The organism is Clostridium aestuarii, from assembly GCF_026735135.1.
Taxonomy (GTDB): domain Bacteria; phylum Bacillota; class Clostridia; order Clostridiales; family Clostridiaceae; genus Clostridium_H; species Clostridium_H aestuarii.
Genome location: NZ_JAPQER010000002.1, coordinates 394,941 through 413,763, shown reverse-complemented (window position 1 = coordinate 413,763; position 18,823 = coordinate 394,941). Strand labels below are relative to the sequence as shown.

Sequence of the window (18,823 nt, the reverse complement as noted above, 5' to 3'; positions counted from 1 at the left end):
TACTGAGGAGAGATATATATGTCTAAATATAGATTAGGTAGAATTAATGAAGAAGTAAAAAAAGAAATCAGTAATATAATCAGAGATGATGTAAATGATCCTAGACTTACAGCTATGGTTAGTATAACAAAAGTTGAAGTAACAAATGACTTAAGATATGCAAAAGTTTTTGTTAGTCTTTTTGGAAATGAAGAGTCTAAAAAAGCTAGTTTTAATGCATTAAAAAGTTCTCTTGGATTCATCAGACGTGAAGTGGGTCATAGAGTTAAGTTAAGATGCACTCCACAAATAATCTTAGAACTAGATAATAGTATAGAAAATGGTATGCATATAAATGAACTTATTCATAATTTAAAGAAGGATGAAAAGGCTCATGATAATAGATGATATTATTGATGTTATAAGAAAAAGTGAAAAAATAGGAATCACATACCATGTATCACCTGATGGTGATGCCTTAGGAAGCTCTCTTGCATTAATGCAAGGGCTTCTTAAATTAGGCAAAGAAGTTTATATTATGTCAAAAGATATTCTTCCTGAAAATTTTGGATATTTACCATCTTCATTAAAAATAGACAAAAATAATTGTTGTGTTTTAGAAAATACTGATACAGTAATAGTATTAGATTGTGGAAATGTAGAAAGAATTAGTTCTAATATGAAATTTCAAAATAGTAACTATACTTTAATAAACATAGATCACCATTTATCAAATGATTTATATGGTGATTTAAATTATGTTAATGCTAAGGCTGCAGCAACAGCAGAAATTGTATATGAGTTGCTTAATTTAATGGATGTTTTTATAGATAAAGATATAGCCACTTGCTTATATACAGCACTAATTACGGATACAGGTTCTTTTAAGCATTCTAATACTACACCATTAACTCATAATATTGCAGCAAATTTAATAAATACAGGAATTGATTTTTCACAAATTCATAGAAATATTTTTGAAAATATGAATTTTTCAAGATTAAAATTGCATGGTAGAGTAATAGATAATATGTTTTTGGTTCTTAATGAAGAAGTATGTGTGATGGAATTAACCCAAAAACTACTTGATGAATTTGAACTTGATAAAGCTGATACGTCAGATATAATATCTATAGGAACTAAAATAAATACTGTTGAAGTAACATTATTATTAAAAGAATCTCAAGAAGGAACAAAAGTTAGCTTAAGATCTAAAAGTAAAGTGGATGTTAGGAAAATAGCTGAAGTCTTTGGAGGCGGAGGACACATCAGAGCTTCAGGTTTTTTGTGTAAAAAATCACTTGAAATCACTAAAAAGCTTTTAATTAAAGAAATAGAAAAAGAGTTGATAAAATGAATGGTATAGTAAATGTTTATAAGCCTGAAGGAATAACCTCCTTTGATGTTGTAAGGAAAATAAGAAATATTACTAGAATAAAAAAAGTTGGGCATACTGGTACTTTAGATCCTATGGCATGTGGAGTGCTTCCAGTATGTATTGGAAAAGCAACTAAAATTGTAGATTATATAATGAACGATTATAAAATATATAAAACTCAATTAAAATTAGGAGTAGTTACTGACACTTACGATAGAGAAGGAAAAATCATTAGTACTAGCGAAGTGAATATTTCTGAAACTGATTTAAAAAACACCATTAATTCTTTTAAAGGTGAAATTTCTCAAATACCTCCTATGTATTCAGCTATAAAAGTACAAGGTAAACGATTATATGAGCTTGCACGTCAAGGTATAGAAATAGAAAGGCAAGCTAGAAATATTACCTTACATGAAATTAATATTTTAGATATTAATCTGCCGTATGTTACATTTGAAGTTAAATGTTCAAAAGGTACTTATATTAGAAGTCTGTGTTATGATATAGGAACTAAATTAAATTGCGGTGGTACTATGTGGTATCTTGAAAGAACTGAAAGTGGAAACTTTAAAAAAAATGATTCAATAAAATTAGAAGATATAACAGAAGATAATATAAATGATTTTTTAATTCCATTAGATGAAGCTTTAGATAAATACAAAAAAATAAATGTAACTAGTAAAGTAGCTAAATTGTTAATCAATGGTGTTGAAATACAAAATCAAAATCTGTTAAAAAAATTTGAATTAAATAAAATGTATCGTTTTTATACTGAAGATGAAAAATTTATAGGTATTGGTATGCGAAAAGATACAGGTCTTAAAATTAAGAAATTATTGCTTTAGAGGTTAAATAAATGATGATATACGAAGATAATTTTAATATTAAACTAAAAGAAGAAACCTATATAACATTAGGAAGTTTTGACGGCTTACATATGGGACATATGAGTTTAATTAATAAGACAATTGAGTTATCAAAAGCTAGTAATGTTAAAAGTATGATATTTACTTTTAAAAATCATCCCTTAACAACTATTAATGAAGATTTAGCTCCTAAGCTAATAATTACAAATAAAACCAAATCAAAACTTTTTGAGAAAATTGGAATAGATATTGTTAATTATACAAATTTCAATGAAAATTTCATGAAAATATCTCCTGAAGATTTTATAAAAAATTTGGTTAAGCATTACAATGCTAAAGGTTTTATAGTAGGATTTAATTATAGATTTGGATATAAAAATCTAGGAGACATTGAGTTGCTTAAAAACTTAGGACATAAGCTTGGAGTTGAAGTATATGTAATGGATCCTGTAAAATTTAATGATGAAGTGATTTGTAGTTCCAGAATAAGACATTTATTATCAGAAGGTGAACTTAAAAAAGCTAATTATTATTTAACAAGACCTTTTATGTTAGAAGGAAAGGTTATACAGGGCAAACAGTTAGGAAGAAAACTTCATTTTCCTACAATAAATTTGGATTACAATAAAAGATTTATATTACCACGTGGTGGTGTGTATTACTCTATTGTAGAGTATAACAATAATAAATATAAAGGTATAACTAATATAGGTTATAATCCAACAGTTAAAGATAAAAAATTAAGTATAGAGACTCATATATTGAATTTTGATAAAGATATATATAATGAAAATGTAAAAATATATTTTATTGATAGAATACGAGATGAAAAAAAGTTTAATTCTCTTAATGAACTTTCTTCTCAAATATCAAAAGATAAATCTTATGTAGAAAATCAAAAAAACGATTTACATTTTGGCAGTTATTTGCTATAATAACATTTATGAACCTTATCCTATGAGTGCTTGACTGGCCGGCGGCATCCATGGAATATAGGGGATTAACAAATTTGGAGGTGCTTAGATATGGAAAAGGCTAAGAAGCAAGAATTAATAACACAATATGCAACACATGAAGGAGATACTGGTTCTCCAGAAGTTCAAATTGCTTTATTAACACAAAGAATTAACCACTTAAATGAACACTTGAAAATGCATAAAAAAGATTATCATTCAAGAAGAGGTCTTTTAATGATGGTTGGTAAGAGAAGAGGTCTTTTAAATTACTTAAAAGATCAAGATATTGAAAGATATCGTACTTTAATTAAAAAATTAGGATTAAGAAAATAACTTGGAGCGGGCTAGTACCGCTCTATTATTTTATTAAATTAGTTATAATAGGTAATAATATTATTAGGTTTACATATTGAAGGGAGGTAAAAAAATGAATAATGTTTTTGAAACAACTATTGCTGGTAGAAAATTAATAGGCGAATTTGGAAAGTTAGGTATGCTTTCAAACTGCGCTTTAAAAATAAGCTATGGTGATACTGTAATATTGGTTAATGCTAATGTATCAGAGAGTCCTAGAGCGGGTATTGATTTTTTTCCATTAAGTATAGAATACCAGGAGAGACTATATTCAGTAGGAAAAATCCCAGGAGGTTTTATAAAGAGAGAGGGTAAACCTTCTGATAAAGCTATTCTTAACGCTAGGGCCATTGATAGACCATTAAGACCGCTTTTCCCAAAAGGATTTAGAAATGATGTTCAAATAGTATGTACTGTCGTGTCTGTTGAGCATGATAATTTACCAAATATATTAGCAATGAATGGAGCATCTTTAGCTTTATGTCTATCTAGTATACCATTCACAACTCCTGTTGGAACTGTATCTGTAGGACTTGTTAATGGTGAATTTGTAATAAATCCTAATTCAAAACAAAGAGAAGAAAGTGATTTAGACTTAACAGTTTGTGCTACTAAAGATAGAGTTATGATGATAGAAGCAGGTGGCAAGGAAGTTCCAGAAGATGTAATGTATGATGCTATAATATTCGGATTTGAAGAATGTAAAAAAATAGCTCAGTTCCAAGAAGAAGTCATGAAAAAATATGGTAAAACTAAAATTGAAGTTGAAATGTATACTGCAGATAAACAAATAGAAAAAGAAGTAAAAGATTTTGCTTTTGAAATGATAAAAGATGCTATGTATATAACTGAAAAAGCTGCTAAAAATGAAGCTATGGATAAAGTTAAAGAAAAAATCAGCGAAGAATTTGCTGAAAAATATCCTGATAATATTTCTGATATAAATGAGGTAGTATATAAAACTCAAAAAGAAATTGTTAGAAATATGATTTTGAATGAAAAAAGAAGACCGGACGGTAGAAAATTTAGTGAAATAAGAAATTTATCTGCTGAAGTAGGTGTTTTACCAAGAACTCATGGAAGTGGAGTGTTTACAAGAGGATTAACTCAAGTTATGACTGTAACAACTTTAGGATCTATAAACGAAGGGCAAACTATAGATGGCATAGGTGAAGAGACATCTAAAAGATATATGCATCATTATAATTTCCCATCTTATAGTGTAGGAGAAACAAGACCATTAAGAGGACCTAATAGAAGAGAGATAGGTCATGGATCATTAGCTGAAAAAGCTCTTGAACCATTAATCCCTAGTGAAGAAAATTTCCCATATGCTATAAGATTAGTATCAGAAGTATTGAGTTCAAATGGATCTACTTCTCAAGCAAGTGTTTGCGGTAGTACTCTTGCTTTACTTGATGCCGGTGTTCCTATTATAAGACCAGCAGCAGGAATTGCTATGGGACTAGTTACAAGTGAAGATTTACAGCAAGAAGAAATACTTACAGATATACAAGGATTAGAAGATTTCTTTGGAGATATGGACTTTAAAGTAGCTGGAACTGAAAAGGGAATTACAGCAATACAAGTTGATACTAAAATATCAGGATTATCAAACAGTTGTATAAAAACTGCTATAAATGATGCTAAAAAAGCAAGGTTAGAAATATTAAAAGTAATGAATGAATGTATTTCTGAACCCAAAAAAGAAGTATCTAAATATGCACCAAAAGTATTTACTGTAACTATTAATCCTGAAAAAATCAAAGATGTTATAGGACCAGGTGGAAAAACAATAAATAAAATCATAGATGAAACTGGAGTTAAAATTGACATAAAAGATGATGGGTCAGTATTCGTAACTGCTGAAAATTATGAATGTGGTAACAAAGCTTTAGAAATGATTAATGGATATGCTAAAGAAGTAAAAGTTGGAGAAATTTATCTAGGTAGAGTAACTAAAATTTCTAATTTTGGTGCATTTGTTGCAATATTACCAGGTAAAGAAGGCTTAGTCCATATATCAAAACTTGATGTTAAACGAGTAAATAAGGTTGAAGACATAGTTTCAGTAGGAGATGAGATATTAGTTAAAGTTACAGATATCGATTCAATGGGAAGAATAAATCTTTCAAGAAAAGATGCTATTAAAGAATCAGAAGAAGAAAGTAATACTGATAACAAGTAGAAGGGCAGAGATGCCTTTTTATTTTATTAAATTTTAGGAGGTCATATGTATAATTTATTTAAATTGGATAATGGATTAAAAGTAATAGTAGAACATATTGATTATATAAATTCAGTTACTGTTGGACTTTGGATTGAAAATGGATCAAGAAATGAAGATACAAATAATAATGGTATTTCTCATTTCATTGAACATATGTTTTTTAAAGGTACTGAAAAAAGAACTGCCAAAGATATTGTTGAAACTATTGAAAATGTCGGTGGGCAAATAAATGCCTTTACAGGTAAAGAATCTACTTGCTTTTATGCAAAAATCTTAGATACACATTTAGAATTATCATTAGACCTGTTGTCTGACATGCTTTTTAATAGTAGATTTTCAGAAGAAGATATAGAAAAAGAAAAAAAAGTTATTATTGAAGAAATAAAAATGAGTAATGACAATCCAGAAGATGTATTAATGGATTTACATGGTAAAGCATCATTTGGTAAGGATTCTATATCATTTCCAATATTAGGTGATATACAAACAGTAAACTCATTTACTAAAGATATGCTAGAAAAATACATTGATTCATATTATATACCGGAAAACTCAGTTGTATCTATATCAGGTAATTTTAATACTAACAATATTGAGCGTTTAGTTGAAAAATTTTTTGGAAACTGGAATAGTAACAATAAAAAAATAACTAACTATTCCTTACCAAAACTTCAAACAAATAACTTATTTCAAATTAAAGATCTTGAGCAGGTTCATATAAGTTTAGGAATACCTGGTATTGAAGTTGGTAATGATGATGTTTATCCCTTAATGCTGCTTAATACAATTCTTGGAGGAGGAGCTTCATCTATATTATTCCAAAAAATAAGAGAAGAACTTGGGATGTGTTATACTATATATTCTTATATTTCTTCTTATATTAATGCGGGTACACTTAATATATATACTAGCCTAAATCCTGTATATGCAGTAGATGCAGTAAATTATATAAAAGAAGAACTTTATAATTTTTCTAAACAAGATATTAGTAATGATAAAATCTCAAAAATAAAGGAGCAATTAAAAGGTAATTTTATTCTAGGATTAGAAAGTACTAGTAGTAGAATGTTTAGAAATGGTCGTATTGCATTATTTTTAAATAAAATTGTCACTCCTACTGAAGTAATAAATAAAATTGACCAAATAAATAAAGAAAAACTTAAAGAAGTCATGAAAAAAACTTTTAATTTAGGTATACAAAATTCTGCTTTTGTAGGAAATAATTTTGACAAAACAATAATTATGAATATCTTAGAAAAAAATCAAGTTGCTTATAAAAATTCTAAAATGATAAATTTGTAGTGGTATAATTTCAGTGTATATCATAATATATATTATGATATACACTGAGGAGGGAATTTAACTTTGAATGATGATAAAATAAAATTTTATAGCGACATGGAAAGGTATGAGATAATTAATATTAATAACGGTGAGAAGTATAACTATCTTTCAGATAATGACACAATAATTGATAAAGATGGTAATTTAAAACTTCTAATAATTAATAATACTACTAAACATCATTTTAGTTTTTTTGGTAGTGATGTTTTTTGGGAAGTACCTTGGGAATATGTAAATAAAATTGGTACAAGAACTATAATACTAGATATAGAAGAATCTGAACTTAAAAATTTTAGTAAGTAATATCATGGAGGCAATCATGAGAATTTTAATACAAAAATTTGGTGGAACGTCTGTTTCTACTCATGAAAAAAGAAATTTTGTGATAGAAAAAATAGCTCGAGCTCAACAAAAAGGTTTTTTGCCGGTTGTAATTGTATCTGCAATGGGGAGAATAGGACAACCATATGCAACTGACTCGTTATTATCACTTTTAACTGAAAAATTTAAAAATGATAATTATCTAGCTTCAGACCTTTTAATGAGTTGTGGAGAAGTTATAAGCTCTGTTGTGCTTTGTAATCAACTATATTCATACGGTATAGCTTCAGTTCCTTTAACTGGAGGTCAAGCTGGAATTAAGACTAATAATGAATTTAATAATGCTTCTGTAAAAAATGTATCTTGTGAAAATATTATAAACATATTAAAAGATAAAAAAATTCCAATTATATGTGGATTTCAAGGAATAAGTGAAGAGGGATTTGTAACTACATTAGGAAGAGGAGGAAGTGATGTAACAGCAGCACTTTTAGGTAATGCTTTAAAAGCTGAAGCAGTAGAAATTTACACCGATGTAGATGGTATAATGACAGCAGATCCTAGAATTGTGAAAAATGCTTCATTGATTAAAAAAATGAATTATACTGAAGTATTTCAATTTGCAGATCAAGGTGCAAAAGTTATTCATCCCAAAGCTGTTGAAATTGCAATGAAAGGTAATATACCTTTAGTAATTAAAAATACAATGAATGAATGCGATGGTACAATTATTAATAATATAGGATCTATAGATAATAAAAATATTATAACTGGTATTACTCATATGGATAATAGAATTCAAGTAAAAGTAGAATTAAATATAAATATTGACAATGATATTTATTACGATTTATTCCCTATATTAGCAAAAAATTTAATAAGTATAGATTTAATAAATATATTTCCTAACCAAAAAATATTCACCATAGATAATAAAGACATTAATAAATTTAATAGTATAATGAATGACTTAAACCTAAAATATTCATATATTGATAATTGTAGTAAGCTAGCCGTAATAGGTTCTAGAATGCGTGGTATTCCTGGTGTTATGGCTAAAATATTAAAGCCATTAATTAAGGAAAATATAGAAGTACTCCAAACAGCAGATTCTCATACCACTATTTGGTGTTTAATACAATCAAAATATACTAAAACAGCAATAAATGCACTTCATAAAGAATTTGATTTGGATTGCAAATAAAATATGAATAGTCATTACTTCTTAAGCAAAAACTAAGCTTACTAGGAGGAATGATAACTATGAATGAAAAAAAAATAAAATCAGAACATGAAAATGAAAAAATTGATTCGATAAAAGAATTAGGAACAGCAAATGTCCCTTCTCAAATTCAAAAATTTCAAGTATTACCTATAATAGGTCAAATTGAAGGGCATTCTGCTTTGCCTCCTCAATCTAAAGCTACTAAATATGAACATCTTATTCCTCAATTAGTGGCCATAGAAACTAATGAAATTGTAGAAGGGGTACTTATTATACTAAATACGGTTGGCGGAGATGTTGAAGCTGGTCTTGCAATATCTGAAATGATAAGAAGTTTAAGTAAGCCAACAGTATCTTTGGTTATTGGTGGTGGTCATTCTATAGGTGTTCCACTTGCAACTTCTGCTGATTATTCTTTTATATCACCATCAGCCACTATGATTATACATCCAATTAGAATGAATGGTTTGGTATTAGGAGTACCTCAAACTTTCGAATATTTTAATAAAATGCAAGAACGTATTATTGAATTTATTTCTCGAACCTCTAAAATAGAAAAGCCTTTATTAAGGCAATTAATGCTTCAAACTGATGAGTTACTAAATGATATGGGGACTATTTTAATAGGACAACAAGCTGTAGAATATGGCTTAATTGATGAAGTTGGTGGTATAAGCAACGCTGTTAAAAAATTGAATGAACTGATAGAAGATAAAAAAACTAGCTAACAATTTATAAATACCGGCTAGTTTTCTTGCGATGCTTATAATATATAATAATATTAAAGGATAATTATATTTTATGTAGAACTAAAAAATAGAGGTGATGCAAATGACCAAAAAAACTAGCCGGAAAACCAAATATAGTAGAAGAAAAAACTCTAAGAGAAAATCAAAATTTGAAAATGATATTAAGGGAATAATTTTCATTACTATAGGTATACTTATTATATTAAGTGTTTTTATAACAAATTCATCATCGGCGGGATTAATAGGTATAACTTCAAAAAAGATATTAATATCATTTATGGGAATTGGATCGTATTTTTTTCCATTTATAATAATATTTCTTGGCATAAGCTATATTGCTAAAAATGGAAAAGTTAATTTTAAAAAAAGGTTTTATGGCATTTTACTGTTAATTGTAAATTCTCTATTATTTATACAAATGATACTTATAAATGAATATTATACAGAAGGAAATGTATTACAGGGTATCCAAAAAATATACAATGAAGAAAAAATAACTCATGGAGGAATTCTTAGTTACTTAATAGATGTCCCTCTATATAAATTATTTGGTAGTATTGGAACTTATATAATTTTAGTGTCTATTTATATTATTGCATTGATTTTGATATTTCAAATATCTTTAAGTGATATAATACATGAATTTAAAATTAATAAAAATAAAGAGGATCAAGAGGAAGAGGAAGAAGAAGAACCTTTAAAAGAAGTTAAAACTAATTCTAAAAATGTTTTAATTAAGGATAATGATGGTCATCAATCATTTATAAAAAACCTAAATAATAAAATGAAAGTTTTAGATTTTATAAAATCTAGTAACAATGAAGATGAAATACAGATAATAGAACCAAAAGTTATAGCTGAAACATCTTCAGATAAATTTACAAAATATGATAATGAAAATCTAAATGCATATGCTACCAAACAATATTCTAATGAAGAAACAAATAATGAATTAAAATTAAATGATAAAATAATTGAAAATTATTCTTATGATAAAATTGAATATAAATTTCCACCTTTAAATTTATTAAACTATTATTCTTTAGAAAAGCATAATAAAAGTAATAAAAAAGAGTTAATAAATATTGCTTCTAAGCTAGAAGATACCTTAAATAGCTTTGGAGTAGACGCTAAAGTGCTCCAAGTAACCCGTGGCCCTTCTGTAACCAGGTTTGAACTTCAACCTAATGCAGGGGTTAAGGTTAGTAAAATAACACATTTATCAGATGACATAGCTTTAAGTTTAGCTGCGTCTACAATAAGAATAGAAGCGCCTATTCCTGGTAAGAGTGCTGTAGGGATAGAAATACCAAATAAAACCATATCACCTGTGCTTTTAAGAGAAGTTATTGAGGATTCAGAATTTCAAAATTCTAATAAAAATATAGCGTTTGCATTAGGAAAGGATATTGGAGGAAATTGTGTAGTTTCCGATTTATCAAAAATGCCTCATATGTTAATTGCAGGTGCTACTGGTTCCGGTAAGAGTGTATGTATAAATACTTTAATAGTTAGTTTGCTTTATAAATATTCTCCTAATGATGTAAAACTTTTATTGATAGATCCTAAGGTAGTAGAACTTAATGTGTATAATAATATTCCACATTTGCTTATTCCAGTAGTCACCAAACCTAAAAAAGCTGCTGGTGCTTTAAATTGGGCTGTTAATGAAATGACTCGGAGATATAATTTATTTGCAGATAATAATGTTAGAAATGTAGAAGGGTATAATGAATTACATAATAAAGGTAAAATAAATGAGAAACTACCATGGATAATAATTATAATAGATGAGCTTGCTGACCTTATGATTGTTTCGCCAGGAGAAGTGGAAGAATATATAGGGAGATTGGCTCAAATGGCAAGAGCAGCTGGAATGCATTTAGTTATAGCTACTCAAAGACCATCTGTTGATGTTATAACTGGAGTAATTAAAGCAAATATTCCTTCAAGAATATCTTTTGCAGTATCTAGTCAAATAGATTCTAGAACTATATTAGATTCAGCTGGAGCTGAAAAGTTATTAGGAAAAGGAGATATGCTATTTTATCCGGTAGGAGAATCAAAACCTATTAGAATACAGGGAGCATTTATTTCAGAAGAAGAAGTTGAAAAAATAGTTGATTTTATAAAAACACAAGAAAATAGTATTAAATATGAAGAAAAAATAATTAAAGAAATAAATTCAGTTGAAAAAAAAGCTTCTGATTGTGATGAATTAATGGATGAAGCAATAAAATTTGTATTTGAAGCTGGACAAGCATCTACATCATTATTACAAAGAAAGCTTAGAATAGGATATAATAGAGCTGCAAGAATAATAGATGAACTGGAAAACAAGGGAATAGTCTCAGGTAAAAATGGAAGTAAACCTAGAAATATATTAATTGATAAAATCCCTGAAAGTGATAATTAATAAATAATTTTAAATAATACTTGTTAAAATACGATAATACATTTACAATAATTTTTATAGTAATATCAATTATTATTAAGGAGGAAATCAAGTGAATAAATATAAAATAGGCCTTATAAGTTTAGGGTGTGATAAAAATAGAATTGATTCTGAAATCATTCTAGGTACATTAGATACAAAGTATAAAATAGTTAATAATCCCGAGGAGGCAGATATCTTAATTGTAAATACTTGTGGATTTATCGAAAGTTCAAAAGAGGAATCAATAAATACTATATTAGAAATGGCAAAACATAAGAAACAAAATTGTAAAATGCTTATGGTAACAGGATGTCTTTCACAAAGATATTCAAAAGAACTTCATAAACTTATTCCTGAAATCGATGTTATGCTTGGGGTTAATGATTATGACAAAATAGAAGAATATATTAATAATTTTTTTAATAGTAACGATAAAATATGTATATGTGAATATAGTAATTCAAAAATAAATGAAGGAAAAAGAATATTAACTACGCCAAAGCATACTGCGTATATTCGTATATCAGAAGGATGTAATAACTTCTGTACTTACTGTATTATTCCCCAAATACGAGGTAAATATAGAAGTAGAGCCATGAATTTAATAATTGAAGAAGCTAAAAATTTAGTACATAATGGAGTTAAAGAAATTATTTTAGTAGGTCAAGATACTACAATATATGGCATTGACTTATACCAAGAAAACAAACTACCTGAATTAATTAGAAAACTTTCTGAAATTGATGGTATTGAATGGATTAGACTACTTTATAGCTATCCTGAAGAAATTACTGATGAACTAATAAATGAAATTTCAAATAATAAAAAAGTTTGTAACTATTTAGATATACCTATTCAACATATAAGTAACACTGTATTAAAAAGAATGAATAGAAAAAGTAGTAAAGAGCTTATTACAAAAAATATTTTGAAAATGAGAAATAAAATTAGTGATTTATGTATTCGTACATCAATAATAGTAGGATTTCCAGGTGAAACTGATGAAGAATTTAATGAACTCAAACAATTTATTTCAGATATAAAATTTGATAAACTCGGTGTATTTAAATATTCTCAAGAAGAAGGTACCCCTGCGTCTAAAATGCAAAATCAAGTAGAAGAAAATATAAAAGAACTTAGAGAACAAGAATTAATGTTACTTCAGCAAAAAATTTCTAAAGAAAATAATAGTAATAGAATAGGTAAAAAATATAAGGTGCTTATTGAAGGAAAAAAAGACGACTATTGGTTTGGACGTAGTTATGAAATGGCTCCAGAAATAGATGGATTAATTTTCTTCAAATGTGATAATATATTAAATATAGGGGAATTTATAAATATTTTAACAACTGATGCTTTAGAATATGATTTGATAGGAGTTGTATATCATGAATCTTGCTAACAAACTTACTATGATTAGAATCATTTTAGTTCCTGTTTTTCTTGCTTTTATGGTGGTAAATAAGCCTAGTACAATAATTATTGCTACTATTATTTTTATATTAGCATCAATAACAGATAAACTAGATGGATATATTGCAAGAAAAAGAAACGAAATAACTAAGTTTGGTAAATTCATGGATCCACTTGCTGATAAATTACTTGTAACATCCGCTTTAATATCTTTAGTGGAATATGGCATAATTCCAGCATGGGTATCTATGATAATTATCGGTAGAGAATTTGCTGTAACAGGGTTAAGAACCATAGCTGCATCTGAAGGCATTATTATTGCAGCTAGTTGGTGGGGAAAGATTAAGACAGTAACACAAATGAGTGCAATAATTTGTGGCTTAATTACGTTAGTATATAATTATATATTTATAAAATATGCTACGTATGTAATATTAACTGCAGCTGTAATTATAACAATAATTTCAGGAGTAGACTATTTTGTAAAAAATAAAAAAGCATTAGTTACACAGAACTGATTACTAACTTAAAATAAGGTCAATACTTATGAATAAAAGTTCCTATGAATAAAAGTAGGAACTTTTATTCATAAGTATTGACCTTAACGATAAAATGATGTATAATTTTAACAGAACAAATGTTCGAACTTGAAAGGATGGTGAACCCTTAAGGGATAAATATGAATAATGAAAAATTGAAAGCTTTACAAGCGGCTATGACTCAAATTGAAAAACAATTTGGAAAAGGTTCAGTAATGAAATTAGGTGAAGACACTATACTTAATGTAGAAGGAATTTCTACAGGAAGTTTATCATTAGATATAGCTTTAGGCATAGGTGGAATACCTAGAGGAAGAATTATAGAAATATTTGGTCCAGAATCATCTGGAAAGACTACAGTAGCATTACATATCGTTGCTGAAGCTCAAAAAAACGGTGGAGTTGCAGCATTTATAGATGCTGAACACGCATTAGATCCCGTATATGCTAAAGCATTAGGCGTAGATATTGATAACTTAATTGTTTCTCAACCTGATACAGGAGAACAAGCACTAGAAATTTGTGAAGCTTTAGTCCGTTCTGGAGCAATAGATGTTATAGTTATAGATTCAGTTGCTGCTTTAGTTCCAAAAGCAGAAATTGAAGGTGAGATGGGTGATTCTCATGTTGGTCTTCAAGCAAGATTAATGTCTCAGGCTCTTAGAAAATTAACAGGTTCTGTTAGTAAAACAAGATGTTCAACTATTTTTATTAATCAATTAAGAGAAAAAGTAGGGATTATGTTTGGAAATCCAGAAACTACACCCGGCGGTAGAGCTTTAAAATTCTATTCATCTATAAGACTTGATGTAAGAAGAATTGAGACTATTAAACAAGGTGATGAATTTTTAGGTAACAGAACTAGAGTAAAAGTTGTAAAAAATAAAGTTGCTCCTCCATTTAAAAAAGCAGAATTTGATATAATGTATGGTTCTGGTATTTCATTTGAAGGTAATGTATTGGATATGGGCGTAGAGGAAGATATAATACAAAAAAGTGGTTCTTGGTTTTCTTATGGTGATACACGTTTAGGTCAAGGAAGAGAAAATGCTAAACGATTTTTAAAAGAAAATGTTGAAATCTTACACGAAGTAGAAATAAAAGTAAGGGACAAACATAATTTGCCAAAGAGAGATATTGCACAACCTAAAAAAGAAAATTTAGAAAAACAAGATAAATAAAATAGTTTGAGCACTCTTTAACAATAAATAAAAAGAGTGCTAATTCTTTATATATGTTGTCTAACAATGAATAAAGTTTTTACTGAAAACCTGATTTTAAAAAAAATCGTGGTATTTTTTTCATAAACTTGACATAAATTTAAAAATAATATAAAATGAATACAAATACTGGTTTAACATGTGTAATTAATGTATATAATCAAATAAAACACCTTTTCTAGCCTTTAATAGTATTTATTTTTGCATAATTTAAGATAGCATAGCGCAAGGAGGTGTTGATTTGGCAAATACCCTATATATATTGGCAATTTTAGCGATTGTACTTTTATGTATTTTGGTTTTAATATATGTGAGAAAGAATATTTCTCAAGCTAAAATTTCAGAAGCAGAAATTAAAGCTAAAAATATTATACAAGAAGCTAATAAAAATGCTGAATCTATAAAAAAGGAATCGATTTTAGAAGCAAAAGAAGAAGTTCATAAACTTAGAAATGATGTTGAAAAAGAATCAAGAGAAAGAAGAAATGAACTTCAAAGAGTAGAAAGAAGAAATATTCAACGAGAAGAATTGCTAGACAAAAAAAGCGATGTTATTGAAAAGAAAGAAGATTCTCTTAATAAAAAACTTCAACAAATTCAACAAAAAGAAGCTAGTATAGAAGAACTTTATAAGAAACAAAGGCAAGAACTTGAAAGGTTATCATGCTTAACATCTGAGGAAGCTAGACAAATATTGTTAGATGAAATTCGTAAAGAAGTTAAACATGATGCTGCAATAATGATCAAAGACATTGAAAATAAGGCAAAAGAAGAAGCTGATAAAAAAGCTAAAGAAATTATTTCTTGTGCAATTCAAAGATGTGCAGCTGATCATGTTGCTGAAAGCACAGTACATGTAGTTTCATTGCCAAATGACGAAATGAAAGGTAGAATTATTGGTAGAGAGGGTAGAAATATAAGAACGTTAGAAACTTTAACTGGTATAGATTTAATTATTGATGATACTCCCGAAGCGGTAATTTTATCAGGTTTTGATCCTATAAGAAGAGAAGTTGCTAGAATAGCACTTGAAAAACTTATAATCGATGGAAGAATCCATCCTGCTAGAATTGAAGAAATGGTTGAAAAAGCTAAAAAAGAAGTTGAAAATGATATTAAAGAAGAAGGAGAACAAGCAACTTTTGAAACAGGTGTGCATGGTCTTCATCAGGAATTAATTAGACTTCTAGGAAGATTAAAATATCGTACTAGTTATGGGCAAAATGTTTTAAAACATTCTATAGAAGTTGCTTATTTAGCTGGACTTATGGCTTCTGAATTAGGTATTGATCCAACTCTAGCAAAACGAGCTGGTTTACTTCATGATATAGGTAAAGCGGTAGATCACGAAATAGAAGGGCCACATGCTCTTATAGGTTCTGAAATAGCTAAAAAATACCATGAGTCTTCAATAATAGTAAATGCTATTGGGGCACATCATGGCGATGTTGAATATGATTCAATCGAAGCAGTACTTGTTCAAGCAGCAGATGCTATATCAGCAGCTAGACCTGGAGCAAGAAGAGAAACTTTAGAAGCTTATATTAAGAGGTTAGAAAAGCTTGAAGAAATCGCTAATTCATATGAAGGTGTAGATAAGTCTTATGCTATTCAAGCTGGAAGAGAAGTTAGAATTATAGTTAAACCAGAAGATGTTGATGATGCTGAATGTATCGAAATAGCAAGAAATATAGTTAAAACTATTGAGAATGAATTAGAATATCCTGGTCAAATTAAAGTTAATATTATTCGTGAGACTAGAGCTATCGAATACGCAAAATAGTTTTAATGTTTTTCATAAGACATAAATCCTTTTTAAGCTTGTTGATTTTTATAATTACAACAAGTTTAAAGGGATTTTGTTTTTATAGAATTATATTAATAATAAGTGTAATAATATATTAGATGAAATATATTATTACATGAAAAATAATATATATACTTTTGTTATAAATATATTAATACTTAATCTAGGGGGTGAAATGATGATATTATCAAACAAGGCAAAACAAATTTCTCCATCACTTACTTTGGCTATAACCGCCAAGGCAAAAGCTATGGTAAATGAAGGCATAGATGTAGTAAGTTTTGGAGCTGGTGAACCTGATTTTAATACGCCTAAACATATCCAAGATGCAGCAATAACTGCAATCAAATCAGGTTTTACTAAATATACCGCTGCTTCTGGTATAATAGAATTAAAGAATGCTATTGTAGAAAAATTTAAAAATGATAATAATCTATCTTATGAAATTAATCAAATAATTGTTTCAACAGGTGCAAAACAATGCTTATCAAATGTTTTTCAAGCTATTTTGAATCCAGGAGATGAAGTTTTGATACCAAAGCCATATTGGGTAAGTTATCCTGAATTAGTTAAGCTGTCTGATGGAATTCCTATATTTGTGGATACTAAGAAAGAAAATAACTTTAAATGTACAATAGATACTTTAGAAAAATTTATCACTCCAAGTACCAAGGCTATAATAATAAATAGTCCTAACAACCCAACTGGAGCTGTTTATTCAAAAAATGATTTGATCAATATAGCAGATTTTGCTAAAAAACATGATTTAATTATTATTTCAGATGAAATATATGAAAAATTAGTATACGATGGGAACGAACATTTAAGTATAGCTAGTTTATCTGAGGATGCATATAATAGAACTATTGTAATTAATGGAGTTTCTAAATCATATGCAATGACTGGTTGGCGAATTGGGTATGCTGCTGGGAACAAAGACATTATTAAATTAATGTCTAATATACAAAGCCACACAACTTCAAATCCAAACTCTATAGCTCAATATGCAGCTTTGGAGGCGTTAACAAAAAATCAAAATGTATTATACAATATGGTAAATGAATTTTCAAATCGAAAAAACCATATGATTTCAAAAATAAAAAATATAAAAAATTTATCTTGCATTGAAGCTAAAGGAGCTTTTTATATTATGATAGATATTTCAAATATCTATGGTAAAATGTTGGATAACAAAAAAATTAATAATTCTTTGGATTTTGCTGAACAATTATTAGAAGAAGAAAAAGTAGCTGTTATTCCGGGAGTAGCTTTTGGATTAGATGAATATGTTAGGGTTTCTTATGCTACATCTATGGAAAACATTATAGAAGGATTAAATAGAATTGAATATTTTATATCAAAACTACATTAAAATTTCTTATCAAACAGTTTTTTTAATTGCTAGTTGAGAATTTTTTTTAAAATGGTATAATATTAATTAAGTACATAAAAAAGAAACTATCATGAGGTGAGGTGACAGAACATGGTAACAAGAGAAGCTACAATAAAAAGTTCTACTGGACTACATGCAAGACCAGCTACTTTATTAGTAAAGAAAGCATCTTCATTTAAATCTGAATTATACTTAGAATTTAACGGAAAAAAAGCTAATATAAAAAGCTTAATAGGAGTACTTTCTTTAGGCGTTACTAAAGGAGCAAAGGTTATTATTACAGCTTCAGGTGATGATGAAACATTAGCAGCTGAAGAAATTGTAAAAGTAATTGAATCAATCGAAGAATAAATAAAAGGCTATTTAGCCTTTTATTTATTTATTAACTTGACATCATACTTTTATTAATAAACAATATAGTGTTTACTCCAGCTAGTCCAACTAAAATATAAACTATTCGTTCAAGTAATGGAATTATTCCTAAAACTACATTCACTAAATTAAAATCAAATAATCCTATGAGCCCCCAGTTAATAGCACCAATAATAATAAGTATAAAGGATATCTTGTCTATAAAACTTAATTTATACATATTCTCCTCCCTCTAAATTA

At 28.0% G+C, this 18,823-nt stretch carries 18 protein-coding genes; 17 read left to right on the top strand and 1 reads right to left on the bottom strand.

Annotated features, from left to right (window positions below; all coding sequences use genetic code 11):
- The first annotated feature begins 18 nt into the window (after positions 1–18).
- The 17 genes from rbfA to OW763_RS06080 all read left to right on the top strand — a co-directional run bounded on the left by rbfA (position 19) and on the right by OW763_RS06080 (position 18,562).
- Positions 19–387 (top strand): 30S ribosome-binding factor RbfA, encoded by a 369-nt coding sequence (gene rbfA, locus OW763_RS06160; protein ID WP_268040204.1) that lies wholly within the window; start codon positions 19–21, stop codon positions 385–387.
- Complete coding sequence (locus OW763_RS06155) at positions 374–1,336, top strand: DHH family phosphoesterase (protein WP_268040203.1); 963 nt, start codon at positions 374–376, stop codon at positions 1,334–1,336. The genes rbfA and OW763_RS06155 overlap by 14 nt, the downstream gene beginning before the upstream one ends.
- A complete protein-coding gene (gene truB, locus OW763_RS06150; protein ID WP_268040202.1) occupies positions 1,333–2,202 on the top strand; it encodes a tRNA pseudouridine(55) synthase TruB in 870 nt (289 codons plus the stop codon). The genes OW763_RS06155 and truB overlap by 4 nt, the downstream gene beginning before the upstream one ends.
- 11 nt (positions 2,203–2,213) lie before the next feature.
- On the top strand, positions 2,214–3,158 hold the full coding sequence (locus OW763_RS06145) for a bifunctional riboflavin kinase/FAD synthetase (RefSeq protein WP_268040201.1): 945 nt from the start codon (positions 2,214–2,216) through the stop codon (positions 3,156–3,158).
- A 90-nt stretch (positions 3,159–3,248) separates the two neighbouring features.
- On the top strand, positions 3,249–3,512 hold the full coding sequence (gene rpsO / locus OW763_RS06140; RefSeq protein WP_268040200.1) for a 30S ribosomal protein S15: 264 nt from the start codon (positions 3,249–3,251) through the stop codon (positions 3,510–3,512).
- Positions 3,513–3,606: 94 nt separating this feature from the next.
- Positions 3,607–5,721, top strand: coding sequence for a polyribonucleotide nucleotidyltransferase (locus tag OW763_RS06135; RefSeq protein ID WP_268040199.1), 2,115 nt, complete (start codon positions 3,607–3,609; stop codon positions 5,719–5,721).
- Positions 5,722–5,766: 45 nt separating this feature from the next.
- Positions 5,767–7,065 (top strand): M16 family metallopeptidase, encoded by a 1,299-nt coding sequence (locus tag OW763_RS06130; RefSeq protein WP_268040198.1) that lies wholly within the window; start codon positions 5,767–5,769, stop codon positions 7,063–7,065.
- Positions 7,066–7,161: 96 nt separating this feature from the next.
- The gene (locus tag OW763_RS06125; protein ID WP_336296884.1) at positions 7,162–7,410 is read left to right on the top strand and encodes a YlmC/YmxH family sporulation protein; all 249 of its coding nucleotides are present in this window, start codon (positions 7,162–7,164) and stop codon (positions 7,408–7,410) included.
- Between the two features lie 16 nt (positions 7,411–7,426).
- Entirely contained in the window at positions 7,427–8,632 is a 1,206-nt protein-coding gene (dapG, locus tag OW763_RS06120; protein ID WP_268040196.1) for an aspartate kinase, read from the top strand.
- 59 nt (positions 8,633–8,691) lie between these two features.
- Positions 8,692–9,381 carry a ClpP family protease gene (locus tag OW763_RS06115; RefSeq protein ID WP_268040195.1) on the top strand — a complete coding sequence of 230 codons (690 nt, stop codon included), beginning with the start codon at positions 8,692–8,694 and terminating at the stop codon, positions 9,379–9,381.
- 103 nt (positions 9,382–9,484) lie between these two features.
- Positions 9,485–11,818, top strand: coding sequence for a DNA translocase FtsK (locus OW763_RS06110; protein ID WP_268040194.1), 2,334 nt, complete (start codon positions 9,485–9,487; stop codon positions 11,816–11,818).
- Positions 11,819–11,909: 91 nt separating this feature from the next.
- On the top strand, positions 11,910–13,241 hold the full coding sequence (gene rimO, locus OW763_RS06105) for a 30S ribosomal protein S12 methylthiotransferase RimO (RefSeq protein ID WP_268040193.1): 1,332 nt from the start codon (positions 11,910–11,912) through the stop codon (positions 13,239–13,241).
- A complete protein-coding gene (gene pgsA, locus OW763_RS06100) occupies positions 13,228–13,770 on the top strand; it encodes a CDP-diacylglycerol--glycerol-3-phosphate 3-phosphatidyltransferase (RefSeq protein ID WP_268040192.1) in 543 nt (180 codons plus the stop codon). Before rimO ends, pgsA begins: the two co-directional genes overlap by 14 nt.
- Positions 13,771–13,931: 161 nt before the next feature.
- Positions 13,932–14,972 (top strand): recombinase RecA, encoded by a 1,041-nt coding sequence (gene recA, locus OW763_RS06095; RefSeq protein WP_268040191.1) that lies wholly within the window; start codon positions 13,932–13,934, stop codon positions 14,970–14,972.
- Positions 14,973–15,273: 301 nt separating this feature from the next.
- A complete protein-coding gene (rny, locus tag OW763_RS06090; protein WP_418921797.1) occupies positions 15,274–16,794 on the top strand; it encodes a ribonuclease Y in 1,521 nt (506 codons plus the stop codon).
- Positions 16,795–16,996: 202 nt separating this feature from the next.
- Entirely contained in the window at positions 16,997–18,190 is a 1,194-nt protein-coding gene (locus OW763_RS06085) for a pyridoxal phosphate-dependent aminotransferase (protein WP_268040189.1), read from the top strand.
- A gap of 111 nt (positions 18,191–18,301) precedes the next feature.
- Positions 18,302–18,562, top strand: a complete 261-nt coding sequence (locus OW763_RS06080; protein ID WP_268040188.1) for an HPr family phosphocarrier protein — start codon at positions 18,302–18,304, stop codon at positions 18,560–18,562.
- 31 nt (positions 18,563–18,593) lie between these two features.
- Here OW763_RS06080 and OW763_RS06075 read toward each other — a convergent pair whose 3' ends face one another.
- Positions 18,594–18,803 (bottom strand): DUF378 domain-containing protein, encoded by a 210-nt coding sequence (locus tag OW763_RS06075; RefSeq protein ID WP_268040187.1) that lies wholly within the window; start codon positions 18,801–18,803, stop codon positions 18,594–18,596.
- Between the last annotated feature and the right edge of the window lie 20 nt (positions 18,804–18,823).